This window comes from Pseudomonas sp. AP19, from assembly GCF_001728855.1.
GTDB classification, from domain to species: domain Bacteria; phylum Pseudomonadota; class Gammaproteobacteria; order Pseudomonadales; family Pseudomonadaceae; genus Aquipseudomonas; species Aquipseudomonas fluorescens.
This window is the reverse complement of the sequence record NZ_LXJP01000077.1, coordinates 1-21,244: the sequence shown is the minus strand read 5'-3', so window position 1 is coordinate 21,244 and position 21,244 is coordinate 1. Positions and strand designations below refer to the sequence as shown.

General features: G+C 53.5%; 29 protein-coding genes. 7 read left to right on the top strand and 22 right to left on the bottom strand.

Translation table 11 applies throughout. From position 1 onward, the window contains the following. Nucleotides 1-256 precede the first annotated feature (256 nt). From A7D21_RS31120 to A7D21_RS31100, 4 genes are all read left to right on the top strand, one after another. Nucleotides 257-436, top strand: coding sequence for a hypothetical protein (locus tag A7D21_RS31120; protein ID WP_069553551.1), 180 nt, complete (start codon nucleotides 257-259; stop codon nucleotides 434-436). Nucleotides 437-517: 81 nt separating this feature from the next. Next, nucleotides 518-826: a hypothetical protein gene (locus tag A7D21_RS31115; protein ID WP_069553550.1), complete on the top strand. Its 309-nt coding sequence runs from the start codon at nucleotides 518-520 to the stop codon at nucleotides 824-826. Between the two features lie 350 nt (nucleotides 827-1,176). After that, nucleotides 1,177-1,416, top strand: coding sequence for a hypothetical protein (locus A7D21_RS31105; RefSeq protein ID WP_069553548.1), 240 nt, complete (start codon nucleotides 1,177-1,179; stop codon nucleotides 1,414-1,416). An 11-nt stretch (nucleotides 1,417-1,427) separates the two neighbouring features. Beyond that, the gene (locus A7D21_RS31100) at nucleotides 1,428-1,760 is read left to right on the top strand and encodes a hypothetical protein (RefSeq protein WP_069553547.1); all 333 of its coding nucleotides are present in this window, start codon (nucleotides 1,428-1,430) and stop codon (nucleotides 1,758-1,760) included. Between the two features lie 193 nt (nucleotides 1,761-1,953). Here A7D21_RS31100 and A7D21_RS31095 read toward each other — a convergent pair whose 3' ends face one another. From A7D21_RS31095 to A7D21_RS31050, 10 genes are all read right to left on the bottom strand, one after another. Then, nucleotides 1,954-3,252 carry an HNH endonuclease gene (locus tag A7D21_RS31095; protein WP_069553546.1) on the bottom strand — a complete coding sequence of 433 codons (1,299 nt, stop codon included), beginning with the start codon at nucleotides 3,250-3,252 and terminating at the stop codon, nucleotides 1,954-1,956. A 144-nt stretch (nucleotides 3,253-3,396) separates the two neighbouring features. After that, the gene (locus A7D21_RS31090; protein ID WP_141718296.1) at nucleotides 3,397-3,795 is read right to left on the bottom strand and encodes a hypothetical protein; all 399 of its coding nucleotides are present in this window, start codon (nucleotides 3,793-3,795) and stop codon (nucleotides 3,397-3,399) included. Between the two features lie 98 nt (nucleotides 3,796-3,893). Beyond that, complete coding sequence (locus A7D21_RS31085) at nucleotides 3,894-4,592, bottom strand: hypothetical protein (RefSeq protein WP_141718295.1); 699 nt, start codon at nucleotides 4,590-4,592, stop codon at nucleotides 3,894-3,896. 94 nt (nucleotides 4,593-4,686) lie between these two features. After that, nucleotides 4,687-5,187: a hypothetical protein gene (locus tag A7D21_RS31080; protein ID WP_069553543.1), complete on the bottom strand. Its 501-nt coding sequence runs from the start codon at nucleotides 5,185-5,187 to the stop codon at nucleotides 4,687-4,689. A gap of 51 nt (nucleotides 5,188-5,238) precedes the next feature. After that, nucleotides 5,239-5,418 carry a hypothetical protein gene (locus A7D21_RS31075; RefSeq protein WP_069553542.1) on the bottom strand — a complete coding sequence of 60 codons (180 nt, stop codon included), beginning with the start codon at nucleotides 5,416-5,418 and terminating at the stop codon, nucleotides 5,239-5,241. A gap of 118 nt (nucleotides 5,419-5,536) precedes the next feature. Beyond that, the gene (locus tag A7D21_RS31070) at nucleotides 5,537-6,016 is read right to left on the bottom strand and encodes a hypothetical protein (RefSeq protein WP_069553541.1); all 480 of its coding nucleotides are present in this window, start codon (nucleotides 6,014-6,016) and stop codon (nucleotides 5,537-5,539) included. A 203-nt stretch (nucleotides 6,017-6,219) separates the two neighbouring features. Further along, nucleotides 6,220-6,711, bottom strand: a complete 492-nt coding sequence (locus A7D21_RS34865) for a phage protein NinX family protein (protein ID WP_083272275.1) — start codon at nucleotides 6,709-6,711, stop codon at nucleotides 6,220-6,222. 109 nt (nucleotides 6,712-6,820) lie between these two features. Further along, nucleotides 6,821-7,408: a DUF262 domain-containing protein gene (locus tag A7D21_RS31060; RefSeq protein WP_069553540.1), complete on the bottom strand. Its 588-nt coding sequence runs from the start codon at nucleotides 7,406-7,408 to the stop codon at nucleotides 6,821-6,823. A 99-nt stretch (nucleotides 7,409-7,507) separates the two neighbouring features. Continuing rightward, nucleotides 7,508-7,912 carry a hypothetical protein gene (locus A7D21_RS31055; protein ID WP_069553539.1) on the bottom strand — a complete coding sequence of 135 codons (405 nt, stop codon included), beginning with the start codon at nucleotides 7,910-7,912 and terminating at the stop codon, nucleotides 7,508-7,510. Nucleotides 7,913-8,096: 184 nt separating this feature from the next. Further along, complete coding sequence (locus A7D21_RS31050; protein ID WP_069553538.1) at nucleotides 8,097-8,732, bottom strand: hypothetical protein; 636 nt, start codon at nucleotides 8,730-8,732, stop codon at nucleotides 8,097-8,099. 254 nt (nucleotides 8,733-8,986) lie between these two features. Here A7D21_RS31050 and A7D21_RS31045 point away from each other — a divergent pair, with 254 nt between their 5' ends. Then, nucleotides 8,987-9,670 (top strand): hypothetical protein, encoded by a 684-nt coding sequence (locus A7D21_RS31045; protein ID WP_069553537.1) that lies wholly within the window; start codon nucleotides 8,987-8,989, stop codon nucleotides 9,668-9,670. Nucleotides 9,671-9,698: 28 nt separating this feature from the next. On the opposite strand, the gene A7D21_RS31040 is transcribed toward A7D21_RS31045, so the two are convergent. The 12 genes from A7D21_RS31040 to A7D21_RS30990 form a co-directional block, all read right to left on the bottom strand. Further along, the gene (locus tag A7D21_RS31040; protein ID WP_069553536.1) at nucleotides 9,699-9,884 is read right to left on the bottom strand and encodes a hypothetical protein; all 186 of its coding nucleotides are present in this window, start codon (nucleotides 9,882-9,884) and stop codon (nucleotides 9,699-9,701) included. Between the two features lie 50 nt (nucleotides 9,885-9,934). Then, nucleotides 9,935-10,243 (bottom strand): hypothetical protein, encoded by a 309-nt coding sequence (locus A7D21_RS31035; protein ID WP_069553535.1) that lies wholly within the window; start codon nucleotides 10,241-10,243, stop codon nucleotides 9,935-9,937. Nucleotides 10,244-10,596: 353 nt separating this feature from the next. Continuing rightward, nucleotides 10,597-10,734 carry a hypothetical protein gene (locus A7D21_RS35975; RefSeq protein ID WP_171902658.1) on the bottom strand — a complete coding sequence of 46 codons (138 nt, stop codon included), beginning with the start codon at nucleotides 10,732-10,734 and terminating at the stop codon, nucleotides 10,597-10,599. A 364-nt stretch (nucleotides 10,735-11,098) separates the two neighbouring features. After that, the gene (locus A7D21_RS31030) at nucleotides 11,099-11,632 is read right to left on the bottom strand and encodes a hypothetical protein (protein ID WP_069553534.1); all 534 of its coding nucleotides are present in this window, start codon (nucleotides 11,630-11,632) and stop codon (nucleotides 11,099-11,101) included. Between the two features lie 182 nt (nucleotides 11,633-11,814). After that, a complete protein-coding gene (locus A7D21_RS31025) occupies nucleotides 11,815-12,459 on the bottom strand; it encodes a hypothetical protein (RefSeq protein WP_069553533.1) in 645 nt (214 codons plus the stop codon). 96 nt (nucleotides 12,460-12,555) lie between these two features. Then, complete coding sequence (locus tag A7D21_RS31020; RefSeq protein ID WP_141718293.1) at nucleotides 12,556-13,164, bottom strand: hypothetical protein; 609 nt, start codon at nucleotides 13,162-13,164, stop codon at nucleotides 12,556-12,558. A 107-nt stretch (nucleotides 13,165-13,271) separates the two neighbouring features. Continuing rightward, nucleotides 13,272-14,453 (bottom strand): hypothetical protein, encoded by a 1,182-nt coding sequence (locus tag A7D21_RS31015; protein ID WP_069553531.1) that lies wholly within the window; start codon nucleotides 14,451-14,453, stop codon nucleotides 13,272-13,274. Nucleotides 14,454-14,531: 78 nt separating this feature from the next. Continuing rightward, the gene (locus A7D21_RS31010; protein ID WP_069553530.1) at nucleotides 14,532-14,762 is read right to left on the bottom strand and encodes a hypothetical protein; all 231 of its coding nucleotides are present in this window, start codon (nucleotides 14,760-14,762) and stop codon (nucleotides 14,532-14,534) included. Between the two features lie 63 nt (nucleotides 14,763-14,825). Next, on the bottom strand, nucleotides 14,826-15,146 hold the full coding sequence (locus A7D21_RS31005; RefSeq protein ID WP_069553529.1) for a hypothetical protein: 321 nt from the start codon (nucleotides 15,144-15,146) through the stop codon (nucleotides 14,826-14,828). Between the two features lie 202 nt (nucleotides 15,147-15,348). After that, complete coding sequence (locus A7D21_RS31000; RefSeq protein WP_069553528.1) at nucleotides 15,349-15,555, bottom strand: hypothetical protein; 207 nt, start codon at nucleotides 15,553-15,555, stop codon at nucleotides 15,349-15,351. A 39-nt stretch (nucleotides 15,556-15,594) separates the two neighbouring features. Further along, nucleotides 15,595-15,828 (bottom strand): hypothetical protein, encoded by a 234-nt coding sequence (locus A7D21_RS30995; protein ID WP_069553527.1) that lies wholly within the window; start codon nucleotides 15,826-15,828, stop codon nucleotides 15,595-15,597. Nucleotides 15,829-16,068: 240 nt separating this feature from the next. After that, nucleotides 16,069-17,925 carry an ATP-binding protein gene (locus tag A7D21_RS30990; protein WP_083272273.1) on the bottom strand — a complete coding sequence of 619 codons (1,857 nt, stop codon included), beginning with the start codon at nucleotides 17,923-17,925 and terminating at the stop codon, nucleotides 16,069-16,071. Between the two features lie 1,098 nt (nucleotides 17,926-19,023). Here A7D21_RS30990 and A7D21_RS30985 point away from each other — a divergent pair. Then, on the top strand, nucleotides 19,024-20,262 hold the full coding sequence (locus tag A7D21_RS30985) for a site-specific integrase (protein ID WP_069553525.1): 1,239 nt from the start codon (nucleotides 19,024-19,026) through the stop codon (nucleotides 20,260-20,262). A 3-nt stretch (nucleotides 20,263-20,265) separates the two neighbouring features. Continuing rightward, a partial coding sequence (locus A7D21_RS30980) for a hypothetical protein (protein WP_141718292.1) occupies nucleotides 20,266-21,244 on the top strand: 979 nt, incomplete at its 3' end.

Sequence of the window (21,244 nt, the reverse complement as noted above, 5' to 3'; positions counted from 1 at the left end):
GGCACGCCGCGTACTCAGTAATACTTTCACCATCAAAATGGACATATGGGCGGGATCAAGTATGAGTTTGCCAGAGTGGGTGAAAGCGAAGTGCCGGGCGGTTATTCGCCAGCCGGTGAGCTGTATGAGCGACAGGGTGGACAACGTTCGTGCTGAGGCCTACAAGCACGGTTACCTTTGGGACCACCTGGCCCGTGAGTTCGTCTACGTCGGTGATACACCGGCTTACCCAGCTTGAAGGCATTAGGAGCAAATGATGAATGCGGAGACCCAGGCTGCTATTTTGGCGATACCTCAACAGCCTCAGCGGCAGGATGGGATTTTGGACCAACTGCATGACCTGCGCGTGGCCGCCAACAAGCTTGGCCTTTACGATGCCGCAGATCTTCTGCGAGGAATGCTAGATTCAAAGCAGAATCAGCCAACCCCGAGTTGAATCGCGTTTTTAAATGTCGTTCTGACATAACCGCTCTGCCTGACCGGCTGAGCGTGTGAAATCTAAGGATCTGAAATCACTATGAAAAAATTTATCGTAGCAGCAGCGCTTTTGATGGCTGCTAACGTCGCTCAATCTGCTGATGGTATGCCGCTGAGGATGCTTAACGATAACCCCAATCCCTCTGTTGGGGATCGTATTGCACTGCAAGAACTAACTGGAGATTGCCGCTTTTACGGCAAGGTTGTTCCCGGACAGGGCGCTGACCTGACGATCAAAATTAACCGCAAGGATTGCTTAGGTGATGCAGAGAAAACGCCGGTAGATCTAATCGTTCCGCTGACTGGTGGTTCGCCTGCGTCTCTATACGCATACCCTGCCCGCGGCTAGGAATTCACATGGACAAACTTGAGCACGTTGCCCTGCGCTCGAACCTTGCACTGCTCTGGGGTGGGCTAGCCTGCCTGCTAATTTCTATAGCAGTTGCGCTCGCAATCTGGACACATCCATACGCGGGGCCTGATCTACGCACCGAATTTTGTATGGTGGTGGTGCCAGGAGGGGCTTTAGGTGTGGTCTTTTTCCTGTGGGGATTGTGTGAATTGAGAGCCGGGAAGAAAAGGACCTGGTAGCCCATTCGTACAGGAAACGTCGCCCAAGTACACCCAAGCCCCGCAAGTTTGGGCTAGGCCAGTGAAATGCGTCGAATTTCGCGCCCTCGAAAACAAAGGTTTTGAATCATGTCCGAGCAGAACGCAACTTTCAAAGAGTGGTTAGTGCATGGCAGCGAACCCTGGAGCATTCCTGGATACGATCTGTTCGCTCTCATATTCGGAGTTCTTTCAGTAACGCTCGTATTTCGCATTGAATGGAGCGCTGGAGCTATCAGCGTTTGGGAAATTGCCGGTCTGATTGCCTTCGTCTGTTTGGCAGGCGTCTTTTCTTACAAAGCCCACACGGCCCGTAATCCAGACTGTTAGAGGAAATGAGTATGAAATCAGCACTGGAACACTGCATTGACGCGAAAGCGGATCGCTTCCTTGTCCAGGACGATGGCGTTGTGTTCTTGCAGACATATGGTGGAGCGACTGTTGAACTGGTTGGCACAGATGCAACACCTTACCTCAAGGTCGCTAAAAATATGCGTACTGGGGACCGCAAAAAGACGAATGAACTCGTTCCGATCGGTTTGCGTTCGGATTGGAAATTGAGCGTCCAACGGCAGGATGGGTACACAGTCTGGACTGTGTATAGCCAGATACTTCCGAGTTTTTCTGCTGAATTCCTTGCCTCGATTGATGCTCAAACCAACACGCCCGGCTAGCACGGAAAAGAATGCTCCACGAGCACCAACGGTCTACACCTGGCACTCTCCCTCATGACAAGCTCACTCGTGAGCTGGCGGATCTGCGTCAGCGAGGCCGATACATGTACTACCTGCCGACCAGGCGCGATCGCCAGCGATATTCAAAACCCAGCGCCGGCAATCCCACCTAGTAGGTCCTGGCCCCTACTTGTCAGTGGCGCTCTTTACTCGACGCCTTGAACTCTTGGTAGTGGCTCTCCAGGAATAGAATCCTCGGCTTGGGGCTGTACATGAACATCCGTTTTCCCTGGTAGGCCTGATACCCAGCATCATCTACTGACTTGCCCACCTCCACGGTGAGTGTGGCCGGGTTGATGGTTATCAGGTGTGCATCGAACAGCCGGTGCAGATCCACCCTAAGCAGTAGCCCATTGGTTGCATCATCCGATTGATCCCCGCGATAGGGAATGATGTGGGCGGCCTCGAGCAGGGTATCCACCTTGCAGCCGGAGATGCAGCACTCCCCACCATACCGACCAAGCATGGATGCCCTGAAGTTGCCTTGCCCAGGGCGGATAACCGAAACCTGTGTTCGCACAGTCCGCCGGTCGACCTTGAGCATGGCCAGCTCAACAGTGGGCGACGGCGCTGTTACCTGGCTCTCGTTTGGAAGCGAATCCTCAAGCTCCTGTATCAACTCGTGGTCAATCATCAGCCGATAGGTTGGGTTCGTTGGCTGGACCGAGTTGAGCGCTCGGAGGATGGCCAGCGTTTCTGCTGCTGCCTCCAGTGAGGCAAAGCTGTCAGGGCGATTTGCCCAGGCTGACTTGAGCTGCTCCGTGGTTAGGTCTCGAATGTCGGCCAGGCTGAGCAGCGGTCCTTCCACAACATCTGGCAGGGTATCGATCACCGGGCTCTGCACGTGTTCCACTTCCAGATCGACCAACACTTTCTGAATTGTCGCTTCTGCCTCGGCGATCGGGGTGAATATGGCCAATACGTCTGGGTGGTAGAGGTAGGTGGTTGCGCCGGCATAAAACTCATCGTCCCCGATCAACACCCTGTAGAGGGCAAACATCTCGGCCGCAGCTTCTTGTGAGCCACAAGAATGGGCACGGCTCTCCCAGGCCTGCAGGACGTCATCACCCGTAAAGTCGGCTATGTCTTCAACGTCCAGGGCGTACAGGTGCGTAGGAGGCGTTGATAAATCCTCCTCGAGGACGGTGTCGGGCCGGGAAGTGATGAGGCTGGAGAAGTTGATTGTCGAGGTGAGGGTTTGAGCGTCGTGGTGAAACGCACGCGAGCCCAGTACGCCCCCGTCGAACCACTGAGCGTAGGCTGAGTGGTCTGCTGTTCTGGTGCTTTCATCCAGATAGAGACCGTAAGCCACTTTGAATTGAAGCCATGTCTCGTAACCAGCGTATTGGGCGCGGCTCAACCGTCCAGTTGGTTTCTTTGGCTTGGCTTTGGAAGTCGGGGTGGTTTTGCGCCCCCGGGCCAGCGTGGTCATGCGTGATCCGTCACTCGTTAGAAGCGCCCTACAAGTGCTGTAGGGCAGATGGCTACGAGTATCGGTGATAACCCTGGGATTGGATAGCCGGCGACAGAGCCCCGGCCATACCAGCCCGGGGTGCATATCAAGTGAGGAAGTCGCTTAGAACGATTGGCCGGCAAATGAGCCCAGGCGGATCTCGTAGGAGTCCGGTCCATAGTGCTCATCCATCAACGCTTTCAATTGAATAACGTTGTCGTCCTCAATGAAGCGCTGGTACTCCTTCTTGAGCGCTTCGAAATCCCCGTTGCGGACTTTGAAGTCTGCCCAGCGGTCACCACTGGAGAGTTTGCCCGTGCCGGTCATTTCCTTGCCGAACCATCCACTGGAACCATAGGTATGACGACTCGTGTTTTCATCTTCCGCTTGGGTGAAACATTCAGAAAGATCCTCATCAATGGGCTCGACCAGGTCGTACAGGGAGGAGGTTTCCTTGCCGTCCACCGATTGAGGCTCTACACAGAAGTAGAAGCCGAACGTTACAGAAATTTCCCCAGACAAGATGGCTCCTCATAATTCAGAATTGGGTGCCACTGCATCCAGTTGATCCAGCGGCACCGGAGATAGCCAGCATAACGCAGGCGCGTCGAATGCCCAGCTTAAGCCGCCGCGCTCCGTTGCGCGGATTTCTTGAGCTCGGTGAAGTAGTGGTCAACCACGATTTTCTCGCCGCCAGTAGAGTCTTGCAGCCACATAGCCACTGGCTGACCATTAGTGGCGATGTAGCCTTCCTGGACCTGCTCATCGTCCAGGTCGTCACGGTGATGGCTGATGAATGCTACTACTGCCGGTCGCTCGGCATAGATGCCGTGCAGTGCGCCACCGGTGACATCAGCCACAAGGCGGACTGGGGCAGTTGCTGCCTCAACCAAGGATTCGAATGCTTCCAGCACCTGACGCACGCTCGCCTCACAGGTCCCGACGTTGATTTGAATGGCTTCGTCCGGGGTATCAGACAGGAAGCCCACCACGCGCCATACGACACCGGCGTAATGACCAGTTGATGGCATGTGCTCAAGATCGTTGGGGTCGCTGGCCAGCGCGTACAGGGGGCTGTCCAGGGTATCCAGCACGATACTGATGGTCTCGTTAACTTCGCAGTGAATGAGTGTCAGGCGGGCGGCTTCTTCATCAGTCAGCCTGGTGGCATTGGCAACCGGGGCAAGGATCTCTTCGCGCTGGCGGGCGTCCAAGGGCATGTAGTGCTCGCCGCTGTCGTAGATAACGTGCAGGCAACGCTCCATGGCGAATTTCGTGAATCGCAGACCCACTGCGGGAATAGTTCGTGGGGAGTTCATCTAGTGGCCCTCTTGTGAGCTCGGTTAGGAGTTCTCATCGTGAGGGCAACTATCATGTGCCAGAAGCACGTACACCGCGAGGAGGTGCCGGCAGTCAGCTACTGCTAACCTTGCTCAAGGTGACGACTACGTTCTGCAGTGCACGGTCGAATGCTTCATCAGCAGCGTCTTCGAGAAGGCTGATGTTTTCAGTGCGATTGAACGCTACCGGTGCGCCCCCGCTCGCCGAGTAGCGCCAGCGCAGATCATCGCCGTAGACGACTTGCGTGACGGAAGGGTGAATGGTTGCGACGTGGGCCAGGGCCTGTTCGACCAATCCCAAGGTGCGGAATGGATGGTCATCGCCGATGTGCTGCCCAGCACTCGCGGCTACGAACAAGGGGTTCTGCTGCTCAAACCAGTGCCAGACATCGGCGACGTCGTCGCCCTTGTCGAAGTGCAGAAAGGAATTGTCCAGTTCAGCACCATCATCAGTCAGGCATACGGCGCTGAGCACATTCCACAAGGTGCAGAGTTCAGCCAGCGTTCGGAAACCGTTGGTGGCTTTAGTGGCAATTGGGAAAGGGGAAGGGCGGTAGCTGATGGTACCTTGCATGATGACCTCGATGGTGTCCGCTGGATGATGGACACATTGTGAGGTCGCTCTCTAAGACCAATCCGGGTGGTTGGGATCGATCAGAGCACGTCCTGGCACAATCATTTCTTTGCCGGTGTCGATACGGGCAACAACCCAGTTGCCACGGCCGCCGTAGTCAGTGGGTGACTTGGTGCGGACAAGGCTGCCGCTCTTGGTGAACCGATACGTTGTTTTGGGTTGAATTTGCATTGGGTTCTCCTCTGTAAGCGTTGAGTGGATTCTAGCCCGGTACCGCGCTCGACATCTCGGAATTCGACAATAACAATACTTTCCGAATGCCGGCGCGGTTGGGCCAGCAGTCAGAGTTTCAACTTGGGGCCGTGGAGCGCTCTGCTGCCTTGGCGAAGAAGGCCTGCATCTCCTCTGTTGCATTGTCGCGGTGATGCCAGATCGCTGCAGACACGCCGGAGTTCTCCTTGAACCACTGTGCCTGTTCGCTGACCCTTTCCTCGGTTTCATCCTCGTGGTCGAAGCACACAACGATGGCCTCGACAGGTTGTTGGCTATGGATACCCACCAAGCCGCCATCGGAGAGCTCCACTACCACGCGAGTTGGGGAGGGTGCAGGTGCTGGCGAAAGAAGCGACTGGAAAGCGCCCAGGACAGCCCGCACGCCTGCTTCGTCATTACCGCTGTTCAGCTGCAAGGCATCGCCCGGATGGTTGGAGAGGTAGCCCACAACGCGCCACACGACGCCTCCATACGAACCTTCTGAGAAGGTGTGCGAGTAATCGCCGGATTCTGCATTGGCAGCCAGCTGGTAGAGCTCCCCATCGATGGTGTCCATAGCCGCGTACCCAATAGACGGTGCCTGAGGGATTTGTACCCAATTGACGGTCGTCCGAATACCTAATAGACGGTGTTGCGGGCCCAATAGACGGCGGCCTGGGGGACTGGTACCCAATAGACGGTCTCCCGCTGACTTGCTGGCAACCCGCTGAAGTGGTGCATTTTCAACAGTGCCTGACGTATAGCCCCATGGCCTGGATTTCAAAGTACGGCAGCGTCAGTTCTCGGATAGGCAGGTTCCGGTGCCACACTCAATTCAACCGGCACACTGACCCAGTCCCCGAACTTTGTGACAACCACGGCACGGCAAAGCGCTACGAGCTCGTTACGCGCAGGCTCGGTGGTGTATTGATCGCCTCCGCTGTAGTAGATATTTGCAATCCAACGCTCGGAAGTCTCAGTACCTTCGTCCCCGTAGTGAGCCTCTGGGTTGAGCGCCACCTGGTATTCGCGCAGCAATGGGCCGGCATGAGCCCAGTCTGTGCTCGGACGGAACGGTATTAAGCCCCGTGAGGTAACGCGATAGGCTCGTGCGAGGTTCTGGTGTTGAGGGCTCTCGATCTGAACCTTGATCCCGGCCGCTTGAGCAACAGCCCAGTCCAGGGCTGGGCCGTCCAGTTCCTCAAGGTAGATTTGTACGAAACCGGAGAGTGCTTGGGGTTGTGCGGGTGGCACAGGAGCGTAGGCGGTCATTTCGGTATCCTCGGCTGAAATCATTACCTCTATGCTGCCTTGCTTGGCTGTGTGCCAGAAGCGGAAACATCACTGCCATTTCCACCGTTACCAGTTTTGGGGGGGCCGGTTAGTTGGGGTCGACGGCTTTCTTGGCCTGTTCCAGCAGTCCACGCACCCGCTGAATTTCCTTCTCGCTATGCGGCGTGCCGCCCGCGTTCAGGTCTAGGTATTGAGTAAGCAGTTGCTCGCGACTGGTGAAGTCGTGGACTGCGACCTTCACGTAGAATTTTCGTGCGCTGTACGCGGTGCCCAGCAACTCCTTAGCAGTGAACCCGAATGGCTTCACGTTGCCTTTGACGAACTCAGTGATTGCAGTGAAACGCTGCAGCCCGTCAACGCACTGCAACCCAGGCGGGAGATCGGTATCTGCTTTGGCGATATTATTCCAGCTAGCGCTGTTGAACTGGATAAGCAACCCGCTGACAGGTACAACGCCGCGCAGGCAGTTTTCGATGTAGTGAGCTTGCTGCTCGGGAGTCCAAACATGTCCGCGCTGGAAGTCCGGAATTAGCTCCAGTCCACCATAATCTTCGCCGAGACCGATCAGGGCCCGCTCCAAGCCATCCCAGCGGTAATCTGCGGACCAGCGTGCGGTGCGCAGTGGCTTGATGAGATTATTTAGTTGCTGCTCGAATTCGCTGATCTGACGTGCCATTGCTGTAATTCGTATTTGGGGACAATCAGTGTCCGTTCTTTCATGTGGCCAGCATGTCGGTGGAAGCCGAATTACAACCACAACCTTTTCAACTCAGGCTTATACCATCTCGACCTGAACACGGAACGTCCGGTCTTTGTCATGCAAATCCAACCGGGAGCCGATCGCGCCAGATTCCAGACCTGCCTTGAATTCGAACGCGCTGGATTCACTGAAAAAGTACGCTTCCTCCACCTCTAGAAGCTCCCGCCCATCATATGACGATTGCACAACGCAGTAGACGTACTTGCTGTCGATCGGGGCATCCGGGTAGAACTTGTACAGATTAATGCTTGAGGAGTGGGGCTTGCCGTCTTTACCGACCGTGAATTCGATCTGCTCACTCGAAAAGCGGGCGTCTTGGTGGAAGCCGGTTACCGTTACAACGCAGGGCTGGTCGTCCATGAATCCCATAAACAAGGTCTGGCCGATCGTGGGTCGATATTCAGGGGTGTGGGCGCTCATGGGTGATTTCCTTTATGAAGGGTCGCATTTGATTGACCACATATTCGTAGAGGATTCAGCGTGCCAGAAGCCCCATCCCGTCAAAATGTTAGTAAGCACGGGCTGAATCCCAGATGTGAGCCGAAGGCTGCGCAAACGGTTTCCGCAGGTTGGGTCTGACGAATTGAATCGCTCGCCGCCGGTGTTAGGCCGCAAGCCCCAGGTCTTCACACTCCTCACGCCATCCGGCCCAGAGATCTGCTTCAATCGACGCATAGGTGTCGTGGAGGTCCTGGCAGTACGCGCGGTGGGCTTCCTCCTCCAACATTTCCTGGTTGCACTCGTAGGCATCAATGCATTCCTCTGCCGTGTCGACCGGCGACTCTCCATGTGACCATTGGTGCATCACTGTGCGGTAATGCCCTTGGCGAATGTGTGCAACCGTGCCTACACGAGCGTCCATGAGTTGAGCGATAGCCATATCGACCGCAGCAAGCCAGCTTGCGTAAGGGAAGTGTTCATGTGGCTCAGGTTGCAACCAACTGGCTGAGAGCCTGCCAATCGATCCGCTCTTAACGTTGGTTTCATGCAGTTCTGTATAGAGCTCGTGAGCAAGGCTGTATTGGTCTGCCAGCTCAGGGATGTCTTGAAGCAAGATTGGCACGCAGGGGCCATAGTGGCGGTAGGTCAGAACATCATTCGACGCAAGATCGTGCACCGCGTTGTAGGCAGCCTCCAAGGCGGCTTCGGTTTGAGCCTCACACCCTTCGGTGCCAGCAAAAGCAGCGACATTGATCCAGAGCAAGCGGGCGGCGAGGGCTTCTTGAAATGCTGGGTTCATGGTTGAGGCTCCGAGTCTGTTTGGAAAGTGGAACCATCATCAGGGGGTATTAAGTGTGCCAGAACCTCCCAAGGGGAAAATAAGGCTGCCGCCCAAACGTTTGGAACGCCCGCCTAATCGAACTTCCAATACCTCAGGCGGGGTACCAATGCGGTCGTTATCCAGCCCTGGGAATGGTGTGCTGGGGTCGCTTGATCCTTAGCCGATCTGTATCGTCATCGCCCACTTACACTGAATCGCCGGAGCAAGTACCAATGCACGAGTACATAGACGCCTTCAAGGCAGCCATGGTGCGGACCGATGCGATTGCAGGTGGATTGTCGAACTACCCGCTGAGGATCACTCCAGGGTTGAAGATCGACATTCCTCAGATTGTTGATGCGATCGCTCGTGACTTCTCGGAGTTTCTCCCGCATACCGACGTGCTGCCAGGGAAATGCTTCAGAGTCGCCCGTGAGCTGTCATACATCCTGCTTGAGTTGGGTGTCCGGCATACCGTCACTGTTGGAGACATCGAGCTGGTTGATGGCCTCTATGTGGGCCTTAACCTAGAGCAGCTGCAGCGCGACGTCGCCGGGGGATATGGGTTGGACTTTCAGGATGGTCGTCCTGTAGGCCGGCCGATAAATGCTCATGCCTGGATCACCTTGGAGAATGGGTGTGTCATTGACACCACTATCCTTCCTTCTCAGCATCGCAAAAGCCAAAACCCATCTGAGCTTCTGACTTTTGCTGAGGCAGTCTATTTTTCGGGCAAGCAGCACACTCCAGTAGTTCGGCACATACCGATGATGACCGGACTTGTGTATCACCAGTTGGTGCTTATCGGTGAGGGTGATGGCGACGCACAGAACTACTGCCAGTGGTCAGAGGATTACGCGCGGTTGATGGGGAGGCTGGACCTGGTCAGGTTGGTGCCAGCGCTCCGGTCGTATTGATTCAATCCCCAAAGCCTGGGGTGGTTTCCTAAACGGTGGCGCTTTCGCGAGCATCGATCAGGGCGAGGGCCTCATTGGCTTCAGCTTGGGTCTTGAACCACTCAATTGCTACTGGCCCCCCATCAGACGGATGCTTGCGGTCAATTATCTCTGCCTTGAACCCTTGATCACGGTAGAACTTGGGAAGCTTGGTGGATACTACAAATCGTTTCATTCGCTATTTCCTTTGAAGCCCAGGCGACCCCGGGCGGTCGGATGGGGCAATCAGGCGCAGGCAGCCTGAGGTGGGCGGTCGCTATGCTTGTTTACGAGCCCAATGTTGGATTTGAAGTAATCCAGGCACGCCTCGAAGCCTTGAGGTATCAGCGCTGCGTAGGCTGCGCGGTGATCACCATTGAGGATGTAGAACCCATCCATTTGATCACGCACTAGCGCAGTGGTGTCGCAGCCATAGATCCACATGTCGTGGTCGTTAAAGCTGACGTAGAACCCTTTTCCGTTGATGGTCGAGTTGTACTGCAGGACAGGCACCGCCAGTCCCGAAGCGAGTGTGATGGTGTGGGCGGTAGCCATATTGAATTCCTTGCATGAGCTGAATTGGATATGGCCATCTTGTTACCACTTACCCTGTGCCAGAATCCCTTTTACGAAAAAAGAGCCGCAATGGCCCTTTTTTTGTGTCCGGCAACTAACTCCGTTGGTCAGCCCGATCATCTGCGCCTCGTGACCAGCCGCGGGTAAACAATCGATCTGCTCAAGTCGAATCCGGCTTAGGGAAGGCAGGCCCGTGATCTCCCTTCTGGCCTGCTTCACGTCCACGCTGATACGGCGTCTTCTCGTCCGCGGGGCCCAACAGCGCTGCTAACTTACTCATAATTCCCACCTTGAATAGCCGGGGCCGGTCAGTTCAGCCAGTTGGTTGGGATTCAGAGTGGGGATTTCAGCTGCTCAACCTGAGCCTTTTGCTCCAGGTCCATGCACTGGCGGACCTGCTTGGCCGTCGCCTTGCCCTGAGCCCACCGGTTACGCAGTGATTTCATTGTTCTTTCTTCAGCCTTGCTCATGATCTCTCCACACTCTTGAAAGTTGATGAAGGCAATATTGAGGCGTTCGGAAGCGTGCCGGAAGAATCCTTATGGCGGATCCACGAACCCGGCCGGGGTATTGTGAATTGCAGGCACAAAAAAAGCCGCCCGTCAGGGCAGCTCTTTTGGGATCAATGATGCTTGTCAGCCAGCGAGGCGGCCAACGGGCTCGAAATCACGGCCTTTGGACATTGCTACGTCCAGAAAACGGCTGGCTTTCACGGAACGATTAGCAAGGACCGCACGAGCTTCTGCTTGGAAGCGTGCTGCCATCATTGGTTTCGGTTCGTGCTTTGGCTTCTGCATAGACACCTCTCGGGTATCGGGATTTAGGTGGATAGTATTACTGCTCAATAGAGATGACAAGCCGGTCCGTCGGATCGAAGGCGAACCCCAGGCTCTCATAGATCGGGATAGCACCTGCTGCAGGCTCCTGGACCTCGATCTCCGTGCAACCGATCATAAGGGCGTAGTTCTCGATTGCGGTCAGCGCCAGCGCAGCCACGGCACCTCGTAGGGGGTGCGACTTGTCTGGCTTGCCCTCGAGAATCACGATCTTGATGCAGATCTTGCTCTTTCGAGGAGTGGCGTAGCAGAGCCCACAGAGCTCCTGACCAAACCATAGCGACAGATCGAAGCCGCGCGTGTCGTCCTGCTTCCAATGATGCACATCGTACCAAGGATAGAGGGTAGCCTCATCACCCCAAAGATCTGAGGCTTCGATCTCCACTGGAGTGATGCTATCGAAGCGGATTTTTGTAGTGTCTATTCCCCGGGCCTTAAGGTTCTCGTTTGAGTGCGCCAGCGCCTGGGCTGCCTTGCGTGCTTCAGACCTCAGGATCTGGTAGCGGTATTCGTTGCCACGATTCTTGGACATTGGTAACCAGCAGCGGGATTCGGATCGTGGCTAGGATAACGGCTTTTCACTTCTTTCACAGGGGTTGCGCGACGTGCCTGACTGGGGGCGCGGGAAGCGGACATTTCCTGCTGGTGGATGTCCGTTTTCCTTCCTAGGTCCGCCCCGGCTATTCAGCCGCTCACACAGGAATTGAACCAGGGTTACCCGGCGGCTCCGGATTGAGAATGGTCGATGCAATCACAGCGCAAGTGGTGGTCTTCTTGCTGGCGGACATCTTCAAGATCCCGCGCAACCTCCTGCATGAACTCCTCGAGCTCGATTTTACCCAGTCCACTGATATGGAGCTTGTAAGACTCATGGATCTTTTCAGCTGCAACAGCTGGCAGGTCCTGGTTTCTCCATGAATGGAAAAAGTCCTCATCAAAGGAAAACGTAGCAACCGCGGCTTCGGAGCAGGTCATTTGCATCAGGTCGGCAATCGCGCGAGTAACTGCGGCAAACCATTGGGAATAGGGAAGATCCAGGGGTTTGACTGGTGGAAGCCAGTGCGACTGCATTACCTCGATAGATCCGTCGTGATAGTTCTTGTAGTAGAGCTCTGAATACATCTGGTACGCGAGATTGTAATGGTCCTCCAGCAAGGGAACATCTTGCAGCAGGAGAGGGGCAACAGGGCCGTAGTGGCGGTGGGAAAGCACGTCGTTCGAAGCGAGCTCATCTACTGCGTTGCAAGCGGTCTGGTACGCGGTATCGATCTGAGGTTCCGATGCTCCAATGGCTTCGAGAACGAGGTAGTCCGTCCACAGGAAGCGGGCGGCGAGGGCTTCACGGAATGCTGCGTTCATAATTTGGCTCCAGAGACTTGAGTTGTTCAATGGAGCAATCATGGGTGGCCTTTGCGTGTGCCAGAAGCAGGCACCACTTCTGGATCGCTAGGGGATCTACAATGCTGCGCTCTTCGAATCCGCAGATGGGGTGTCTTTTGCTGTGTGGTGGCGCAGGCCAATCAACCCCAATGCTGGGACCCATATGCCTACGAAATCGGAAAGCAGCTGTGCCCACTGGATGTATCCCCGAGGAGGACCTTCATAAACATATTCGTGAGGCTGGATCCCCACCTCCCATGTGAGTGACCAAATCCACATCATTCCTGCACTCATGAGCGCTGCTTGCGTCGGCCGGGTAAGTGAAGGTAAGTCCTTCACATACTGCCGCAACATGACTGAGCCTATGAGGTAGAAAGGGATGACGATGGTGCAGATGAACTTTCGCAAGCCATGCTCCATCTGGAAAGGCATCCACGCGGGCCATGACAGGAACAGAGGAAAGCCACACAGGCCCGCCAATGCAACCATAAGGTTGGCGCGACGGCCTCGTTGCGTGGCAAACGACCGGATCAAAGCCCACCCTGCCAGGGTGCAGCCTGCGAACCCCACGCAGTGTGCAAGCTCCCTCGGACCAAAGCCCCAGGCTGGGTTTGAACCGACGAAATACATCGTTGCAAAGGGGCGGGAGACTGCAATATCAAAGCCGAGGGCAATCAGAATCACGCCGAAACATCCTACAGCCAATATCTTTCCCGAATTCATTTGCTCGAATAGCCCTTGTGCTGTGCACGTCCGAGGATCTTGCCTGAGCGGGGGCATTAAATTCCTGACTATGGTTTCTGACTCGTTTGAATTCGCTCAATGATTACCTGGTGACGGGAGAAGTTTCGGATCATGTAGTTGACCGTCAGCAGAGTTGCCGTGTACCCAAGACTAACGCCGATCGTGCCTGCAATAAGCAAGGGCCAGTCGTAGGGGGCTTGAGAAAAGAGTGTCAGCGCGGCGAGCAAGCTACCCAGCGTTAAGCTGGCCCCTAGATGTACCGCATTTCGCGGGCGGCTTACCCAAGGCCACTTTATCCGCAGCATAATCAGAGCGAAAACTGTGACGAAGTAGAGCAGGATTAGGGGTGTCAACCGGTGTGCCTCAAGAAAGCTCTGACTCACACTCCAAACTAGCAGTAACGCCATCACCCCAATAGGCACCAGGTGATATTTGGCTCCTTTGGTGTCCCAGAGAGATGTGAGTATCGAGGATACTGTGGCCACGATCCCAGCCATGCTGAGCGCGACTAACAGCATCTGAGCGCCCCCTGTAAACCCGCCAGTCTGGAAGGCAATGCCACCCACTGCGGTGAGCCCCCCACCGATGAGTGCGATGGATCGAGTAATCACCCGATTCAGACGCTGTGGGTCTCTGAGGGTTGTGCATGACTGCCGCGCCCGTTTTATTGTGGGACTGGATGTCCGATCAACATAGTCGATGGAGAAATTGGTTTCCGAATCTGTGTGCCGAGCCGCTTCAATAATGCTCTTGATTCCGTCTAGGCCTGCGTCCAGGCACGGCTGCGCAACATTGGCGCCTGCGCCGATCGCAGTCGGGTGGGCTGTGACGTCGCTGATATCGACGGGTTTTCCGGGGAACACCTTGAGGCGCCAGCAGTGACTTTCAGTCAGGATTAGAAACGATGCGTCCTGATTATGGATTCCAAGAATAGCCGTTGCGTGGGCCGCGAGATCGGCCTCCAGCGGAGTTGAAGGCCTAGTGGTACCAGCAGGCAGGTTCCGGTCAAGCAGGTAGTCAACAATCAGGTTGCTTACTAGAACGTTTCCGGATGCGCCCACGGCGACGATAGGCGAGTGCTCAAACGTGAGGGGTTTAACTGGGACCCAAAGCTTGGATTTCAGTGACCAATCCCGTTGGGCGATGAAGCCGGTCTGCACCATCGCTGCGCTGTCACTCACCAGAGTGTCGGCGCTGAGGGTTTTCAGATCCCATGTGATCGTTGTCAAAAAGCACCTGCGATGCAGTTGATGGGAGGGTTGACACCGTCACAGAGGTGCCAGGTAGGGGCTGCTGCGGCTGGCCTGTTATTCAGCCGGGAAATATTCCAGAGTTTCTGTATCAAAGCGAGTGTTGATAGCGTTCATTACCGCCTCTTCAAAGCTTTGGCCCTTCGCTTCGCACCAGCCGAAGCCTTCCACGTGCCAAACGGCACGGTGTTGTTTGTAGGTGTGGTCGCGGTTGAAGTCGATTTGAACGGAAGTGAATCGACTGCGCTCATGCAGCCACTCCCAGCATTTTTGCATATTGTTGGCCATGATCTGTCCAGTCCGCGGCTGCTATGCGATGACCAATCATCATGATGGCCACCTGTGTGTGGGTTATTCGATGGACAAGAGCCACTCACTGACAACTGACCTAACGTCAGCACCGTGGCCCAGCAGGGCTGCTGCTAGGCTCCCTGAATCGATGGCATCAATACGGCCAAACCAAGCCGTGCCATCCCAGTCCTCACCTTCATCTGTGCTCTGGAGGGCGATCTCGGTTGCGGCCTGGTCGGCGAGGGTGAGGATGCGTGCATAGCCGACACACACCAGCGATTCGTCAGTGCGCTCCTCGTTCGCTTCAACGTAGCGAATGAGGGCATGATTCAAAACTGCGACGTCTTCGAGATCTTTGGTGCGGTCATTGGTGGAAATCATGTTCAAGCCTTTACGTTTTGGCGAGGGTTGGTTACCTCTTGATAAAGCAAATATTGAGGGTGATCGGCGCGTGCCAGAAGCGGCTACCAAATAAAATCGGGGGCCGTCGTGAGGGTGTAGAACTAGGCGGATGAGGGGTGGGACGCTGAAATGACAAAGCCCCGACTGGCAGGGCTTTGGGGTAAGGGAGCGCAGCGACTGGTTACTGCGGCGTTGCATCCCGAAGCTGTGTGGTGCGGAACATAGTCGCAGACGCGAGGTGTGCCCAGTCCCGAGGTGTGACCTCTAAGCAGTCGCTTTCAAACAGCTGGTTGATGGTGTCGATTAGTGCGGAAAGAGCCTCCTCTGTTGGTGCGCTCTCTACGGCCTCAAGGGCCTCATCGAAGTCACAAAATGTCAGGATGGCCATTCCTTCTCCTTGTAGGCTGTTTGACTGGTTTTTGTTGGTTCACACCCGCCGAACGATGTCGTTTATGCATTCGACATTCGAATAGAGGCGCCCGCTGCGATGCCAGCTTTCAGCGATCGCCGCACTATCCTCACCATAGAAGCCGTTGCAGTCGAAGCTGTGGCGCTGGGTTGCACGAACTACCGTGACGCGTTCGCCGCCCCGAGTGATGTACGCACCTGGTTCGGTGATGACTGCCGGAAGGGTTACGAGGGGCCAAAGGTAGACGGACATTGCGAGCACTCCATAAGCTGATGTGCCTATGTTGTCGGCGACTGATGTGTGCCAGAAGCTACCAATGACGATAATTTCCATTCCCGCTGTGAGGGTGCGGCGATTTACGCCCGGTCCATTATCTTGGATCTGTCCTGATGAGATCCACCAACCGAACAGTCAGCTTTGGGCGGCCACGAGGAGGGGCCCCCACTCTTGATGAGGACTCGGGACGTTGTATTATTCGACCCGAATGCCAAGCTAGCTCAGGGGCTGGTTGACAAGAAGTCCACCCGATAAATCGATCCCTTCATCTGATGCGTGATCCGCCTCAATGGGGCGGCAAGCCGAGTTTTGATGCCCTTTGGTAGAGTCAGCCGATTTGCTACCACCACGTTTGGGGAGCGACAGACTTAGCTTCCCGATCCTCCTTGCGAGAGTGCCAGTGTAGGCTGAGGGCACAATCGAGAGCTTGACCAAGCCATCAAGATAATTTTTGAACAAGTCATTTACAATTCCGCCGTAGTTGCGGTGTAAAACTGCTTCGTGAAAACACTGGTAGAAGTCCAAGTCATGGTCATGATTCCCTACAGAGGACTCAACGTGTGAATACTCGTGCACCAATAGGTTTATGAGCTTGGTAGAACCACTCTCCCAGCGCATGCCTGAGAGTTGGATACGGTCGAAGGCTATGAAGGTTTTGCCGTCGGTCCAAGCCTCGAAGCAATCGGAATTTCCCGCGACTATTTTCCTGACCGGAGCTTTTCGCCCCAGGGTTATGTTGGCGACTTGACGGTTAAACCTTCTTAACAAGCCTAGTACAAGGCTTTCCTCTCTCGATAAATCCTCATCTTTAAGAATTGTGGATATATCGGATAACTCACTTACAAAGTGTTCGAAGGGGCGAAATGTATATTCCCGGTTTTGATCTCCATATAGCTTTGCCCTGAGTCGACCAAGAAGCACCTTTGCATTGTGATCACTTGCGGCGATGCTCGCATCCAGGAACATCTGGGGCATAACGACCGTCGCCAATGAATGCCTTTGAACGTGCTCCGCAATTCCTGTGTGCACACCATCGTAGAGTGTGAATTCCCCTTCCTTTAAAAACTCATCAGGTGACCGAAGCGCACCAAAAATATCGGGCAAAAACCGCAGCTTTTTGATTCGGTTCCGTACGGGTAGAGCCAGAGTTTCTTCAGCATGACAGAGGCCATGGAGCAACGCAGAAGCCTCATACCTATTTAAGCGCTTGACCCCTTTCAAGTCTTGCGCGAACTGGCCGTATATCACTTCTTTGATCTGTGCCCATGTTTCACACTCGTGAGTTAGGACAGAGTTCCTAGCTAGGTTCAACTTAAAGGGGATTTTGCTACAGATGATTCCGCCCACACCGAAATCGTAAGAAGTTACGCTTTCAACGAAAACGCCCATGTTGTATATGTCTATCGAGTGATGGTTTCGATCAAATTTATACCACGCTCGATCGTCCTCTCTGTCCCATACGAAGCCGCTAGGTGGTGAGTTAACCTGGACACTGTTTATGCTGACTGGGATCGGAACGAATTGCACCAGAGATTCAAACGTCCGGTCTGAACGGATACTCCATTCTTCAAAAACATCTCTGAGACTGCGAAAGCAGGCTTCAAGATCAAACCCTTTTGACATGTAGAGGTTGCCGCTGATTGTGCAACCATCCTGGATGCGTTCGTGCTCTGTCAGTCCGTAGCCGAATGTGGCCTGGTCCGCTTCCAGATCAACATTCATTTCAAAGTGGCCGCTTCGCCATTTCGTTGAGGCGTAGGACATGATTTGACCACGCCCAATGCGAAAGCGACCGTAGAAAGCGTCGCCGTTTGTGTGAGGTGTTCCGAATGTCTCCCAGAACGATTCAACCTCCTCGCGACTCTGAAATCCTTTACCGTTATCTCGCAGTGAGAATTCACCTGAATGGTCAATCGTCAGATGGATGTGGGTAGCTCCAGCATCAACCGCATTCATCACTAGCTCCGCAAATGCTTTTGGTAGAGAGCCTGCCTGTTCGCGGATCAGTGTTTTGATTATGTGAGGGTGTACCTTGAACTGGCGAGATTCAGTAGGCGGCGTTGGGAGTAGCATTCTATTAGAAACCTGGAGGGGAATTAATGTCGAATGGTGATCGCGCAATCAGGAAATTCAAGATCATAGGTGTGCCTTTGAGGCCCTTCGAGTACCCAAGTTCTTGACTGCAGCTCACCTAACTGCTCTTGGAGCAGCGACATGATTATGTGTGCAGTGTCCACCACGAGCTATTCAAAATCAGCTATCGAATTCCAACAATGGGGTTTAGCCGCAGACACGACTCACGCTCATCAAAACCCGGGTAGAGATCCACAAAACGAACAGTCAGCTTTGGGGCGCCCGATGGTGGTGCAGCGCTATCGCAAGCCTATCAGGGCAATATTTGATATTTCCCCAACAGGCGGTTCAGTTATGACTTACTGGAGCTGCGGGTAAGCCAGGTAGCCATAGAGATATCCTCAAGGGCGTATTCACCGCGGTTTGCCTTCCAGACCAGCTCTTTGTCCCGCAGCACGTCTAAGGCCTTCTGTACGTTAGAACCATGCGGCCGTCAGATCTTTGCTGGTGCGGGTAACCAGATCAAGCTGCCGACCGGCCAGTGCGGGGAGTTGGTCGCGACACTGGTCCAGTTTGTGCCCGATGTTCAGCATTGAGCCGGTGGCCAGCAATGGCCTGGACGTGCCCTGGTCGAAGTAGCGGGCTCGGCACTGGTCGATGATTTATCTGACCTCAAAGTGCCTAGATAGCGGGGGGATGAGAGCTCCGCAGCCCCGCGTCCCGTCAGACCTGCGACGTAAGGTCTTGATTAGTCCAGTCAACTGGTTTACGTTAAAAATGTGCCAATGTAGCACCGTAGGTTGTTAGATAGTTGGCAGACGACGGAGTTATCCGCGGCCCAGCATCTGTACCTTTAAGACATAAACTAATGTCAAGGTGCGGATATATGGGCGGCAAAAATATATTTATACGTTTTTTGTTTGAAATTCTCACCGGTTATCAATTGCTGTCCGTGCTAGTTGATTATAAGTCAACTAGCTGTCTTAAGTTAAGATCAAACTACTCGATTGGGGATGGCTTATTAAAGTCGCTTTGGTCGCAGGCTGATAAAATTCATTCGAAGACAACTTCTGCAACTGATGCTGAAGGAGATGTCTCATGCCTGGACTAACTAGAAGAACTAAATCAGTTAGGACTGTAGGGTTAGAGTACAAGGTTCTTAAGTTTTCACATCAACACGTAGCTAGGTACCAGTTGGTGGCAGTAGAAACGTTTGTACCTTGTCTTAGCGCTAGTCTGTACGAAGTAGCGTATTCAATGGGTAATCGTCGCTATAAGGCGAGTATTCGTACAGTGCTCTACCACGTTGCCTTTTTATTCACATGGGGAAACATAACTGGGCTCGATATCGAGCGCATGCTGCTTGAGGGGAAAGGACTAGATTTTAGATGTGTAAGAAAATTTGCCAATTGGCTTGAGAAGATTATATCGCCGCCGGTTGATGGGACCCAGATAAACAAATATGTTTGTAAGATCTTACAAAGCTGCAGCACTTTCTCAATTTGGTTTGTTGAGAACTATACACCTTTGTTTGCTACCGGTATTGACGTCAATGTTAGCTATATTCGTTTAATTGAAAGCCATAAGAAAGTTTGGTCTAGTGTAATGGTGAGCGGCAGAAAAGAGCTAATCGCGCATGACCTGACGGACGATGAATTGAAAAAAATAGAGGGGTTTTTAGTAGGGCAGCTTTCAAGTGCGAACGTGACTCGCGGCTTGAATCTAAGAAACTACATCATGTGGCGCTTAGTTAGAAGGTTTGGATTAAGGCTAGGCGAGTTGTTAGCATTACGCCTAGTGGATATTGATCTGACTGGTTTATATCCTTTTTTGGAAATTATCCGCATAGAGGATAGAGGGGCAGATTATTCTGATCCGCGAGCTCCCAATAATCCACTTGTTAAAACTTTTGGTAGGCGGCTTTATTTTAGTCCTGGTGATGAGGGGATGATTAGAGCCATTGAGGAGTATGTAGATACATATAGAGTTAAAAGAAAAATAAAAGGAGGGTTTACAGCTTATCTAGACCACGAATTCCTGTTGATCTCTCACGGTAACGCCTCGCTGGGTAATCCACTATCCTGTTCAGCGGCAAATAAAGTCGCTTGCATGATTAGCAATGAGTGTGTCAAAGCTTTTCATTGGCATCTCGTACGCCACGCTGTGTTCAATAGGCTTTACGAAGCTGCAAGTTTGCTAGAGAACAATTCTACGGAAATAGATCACGTAGTTTACATGGGAGGATGGAGTAGTCCTGACTCATTAAAAGGTTATGCTCGGCGCGCGATTCGGGATAAGGCAAGAAGGGAGTTGATGAGGTTAAATTTTGAGGGGTAAGCAATGGGTATTGAAGTCAATGATTCTGGTGAATTTGAAGATGAAGTCGGGCGGCTATATGTAAGATGTAATGCTGATCCGAGTAGTCCATTTTTCATTGATGTGACGACAGATTATGTTGAAGCGGTGTGGAGAAGGGCTAGATATTCTATTGATCTAAGCAGATACCAGCTCCCAGTAGTAATTATTGAGGTGGTCAAAAAGTACCTAGTGCACAAGCTTGAGTCGGTTTGCCCTAGAATCCTGAGCTCAGTGCACGCGGGGATCTCTTGCTTGGAAAGGCACTGGCAACCTTCATGGAAGGACTTTTCAGATATGTCTCTCGGGAAATTGTTGAGCGTTATGACATCATCCCATGCGGAGGCGACCGAGTTTCGAAGGTTCTACATTTACGCTGCTTTTCAGGGGTTGGCAGGTGCGGACGAGATTCATGCATTGGAGTTAGAGGCTATAAGGCTTAAAAAGCCTCACCCAACTTTAAGGATACTGGAATGGCACGAGACGCGCGGGGCGCTAACAAGCTCCGAAATTGAAGTGGTTCGAAAAGCAATGATCATTTCTGCAGAGGGGGAATCCACGGCGGATTTCACCTCAAGGCTGTTTACTTGGATCTCGTTCGAAACATTAAAGAGACCTATCCAGTTGCATGAAATGTTCCGTGATGCATTGTGGGTACCCGATTCGATGGCAGAAGGGGGCCAATATTTCCTTAGAATGCCTAAGGCAAAATATCAAACAGGACAGGCGTCAGAGCTTTGGCCCATAACTACTCAACTTGCTAATGCCATTCTCGAGTACTCCTCATCTCCTAAGGTTAAGGCGTTACAGGAAAGGACTGGGAGGTTGTTAGTGAGTTCAAGGGAGGGAGAATCATCAAATTTTGGACGGGCGATAACTGGCTGGTGTAGCAGATTAAAGCTGATCAGTCCGCGTACGAATAGGCCTCTAATCTTGACACCCTATAGAATCCGACATAGCGGAG

Excerpts from the sequence above, each read along its gene's own strand:
- A7D21_RS31035 (WP_069553535.1), bottom strand. The coding sequence starts at position 10,243 with ATGGCTACCGCCCACACCATCACACTCGCTTCGGGACTGGCGGTGCCT.
- A7D21_RS35975 (WP_171902658.1), bottom strand. The coding sequence starts at position 10,734 with ATGAGCAAGGCTGAAGAAAGAACAATGAAATCACTGCGTAACCGGTGG.
- A7D21_RS31080 (WP_069553543.1), bottom strand. The coding sequence starts at position 5,187 with ATGCAAGGTACCATCAGCTACCGCCCTTCCCCTTTCCCAATTGCCACT.
- A7D21_RS31060 (WP_069553540.1), bottom strand. The coding sequence starts at position 7,408 with ATGGCACGTCAGATCAGCGAATTCGAGCAGCAACTAAATAATCTCATC.
- A7D21_RS31055 (WP_069553539.1), bottom strand. The coding sequence starts at position 7,912 with ATGAGCGCCCACACCCCTGAATATCGACCCACGATCGGCCAGACCTTG.
- A7D21_RS30990 (WP_083272273.1), bottom strand. The coding sequence starts at position 17,925 with ATGCTACTCCCAACGCCGCCTACTGAATCTCGCCAGTTCAAGGTACAC.
- A7D21_RS31005 (WP_069553529.1), bottom strand. The coding sequence starts at position 15,146 with ATGATTTCCACCAATGACCGCACCAAAGATCTCGAAGACGTCGCAGTT.
- A7D21_RS31095 (WP_069553546.1), bottom strand. The coding sequence starts at position 3,252 with ATGACCACGCTGGCCCGGGGGCGCAAAACCACCCCGACTTCCAAAGCC.
- A7D21_RS31000 (WP_069553528.1), bottom strand. The coding sequence starts at position 15,555 with ATGGCCATCCTGACATTTTGTGACTTCGATGAGGCCCTTGAGGCCGTA.
- A7D21_RS34865 (WP_083272275.1), bottom strand. The coding sequence starts at position 6,711 with ATGACCGCCTACGCTCCTGTGCCACCCGCACAACCCCAAGCACTCTCC.
- A7D21_RS30995 (WP_069553527.1), bottom strand. The coding sequence starts at position 15,828 with ATGTCCGTCTACCTTTGGCCCCTCGTAACCCTTCCGGCAGTCATCACC.
- A7D21_RS31025 (WP_069553533.1), bottom strand. The coding sequence starts at position 12,459 with ATGAACGCAGCATTCCGTGAAGCCCTCGCCGCCCGCTTCCTGTGGACG.
- A7D21_RS31050 (WP_069553538.1), bottom strand. The coding sequence starts at position 8,732 with ATGAACCCAGCATTTCAAGAAGCCCTCGCCGCCCGCTTGCTCTGGATC.
- A7D21_RS31120 (WP_069553551.1), top strand. The coding sequence starts at position 257 with ATGAATGCGGAGACCCAGGCTGCTATTTTGGCGATACCTCAACAGCCT.
- A7D21_RS31075 (WP_069553542.1), bottom strand. The coding sequence starts at position 5,418 with ATGCAAATTCAACCCAAAACAACGTATCGGTTCACCAAGAGCGGCAGC.
- A7D21_RS31070 (WP_069553541.1), bottom strand. The coding sequence starts at position 6,016 with ATGGACACCATCGATGGGGAGCTCTACCAGCTGGCTGCCAATGCAGAA.
- A7D21_RS31115 (WP_069553550.1), top strand. The coding sequence starts at position 518 with ATGAAAAAATTTATCGTAGCAGCAGCGCTTTTGATGGCTGCTAACGTC.
- A7D21_RS31040 (WP_069553536.1), bottom strand. The coding sequence starts at position 9,884 with ATGAAACGATTTGTAGTATCCACCAAGCTTCCCAAGTTCTACCGTGAT.
- A7D21_RS31100 (WP_069553547.1), top strand. The coding sequence starts at position 1,428 with ATGAAATCAGCACTGGAACACTGCATTGACGCGAAAGCGGATCGCTTC.
- A7D21_RS31085 (WP_141718295.1), bottom strand. The coding sequence starts at position 4,592 with ATGAACTCCCCACGAACTATTCCCGCAGTGGGTCTGCGATTCACGAAA.
- A7D21_RS31010 (WP_069553530.1), bottom strand. The coding sequence starts at position 14,762 with ATGGCCAACAATATGCAAAAATGCTGGGAGTGGCTGCATGAGCGCAGT.
- A7D21_RS30985 (WP_069553525.1), top strand. The coding sequence starts at position 19,024 with ATGCCTGGACTAACTAGAAGAACTAAATCAGTTAGGACTGTAGGGTTA.
- A7D21_RS31105 (WP_069553548.1), top strand. The coding sequence starts at position 1,177 with ATGTCCGAGCAGAACGCAACTTTCAAAGAGTGGTTAGTGCATGGCAGC.
- A7D21_RS31045 (WP_069553537.1), top strand. The coding sequence starts at position 8,987 with ATGCACGAGTACATAGACGCCTTCAAGGCAGCCATGGTGCGGACCGAT.
- A7D21_RS31030 (WP_069553534.1), bottom strand. The coding sequence starts at position 11,632 with ATGTCCAAGAATCGTGGCAACGAATACCGCTACCAGATCCTGAGGTCT.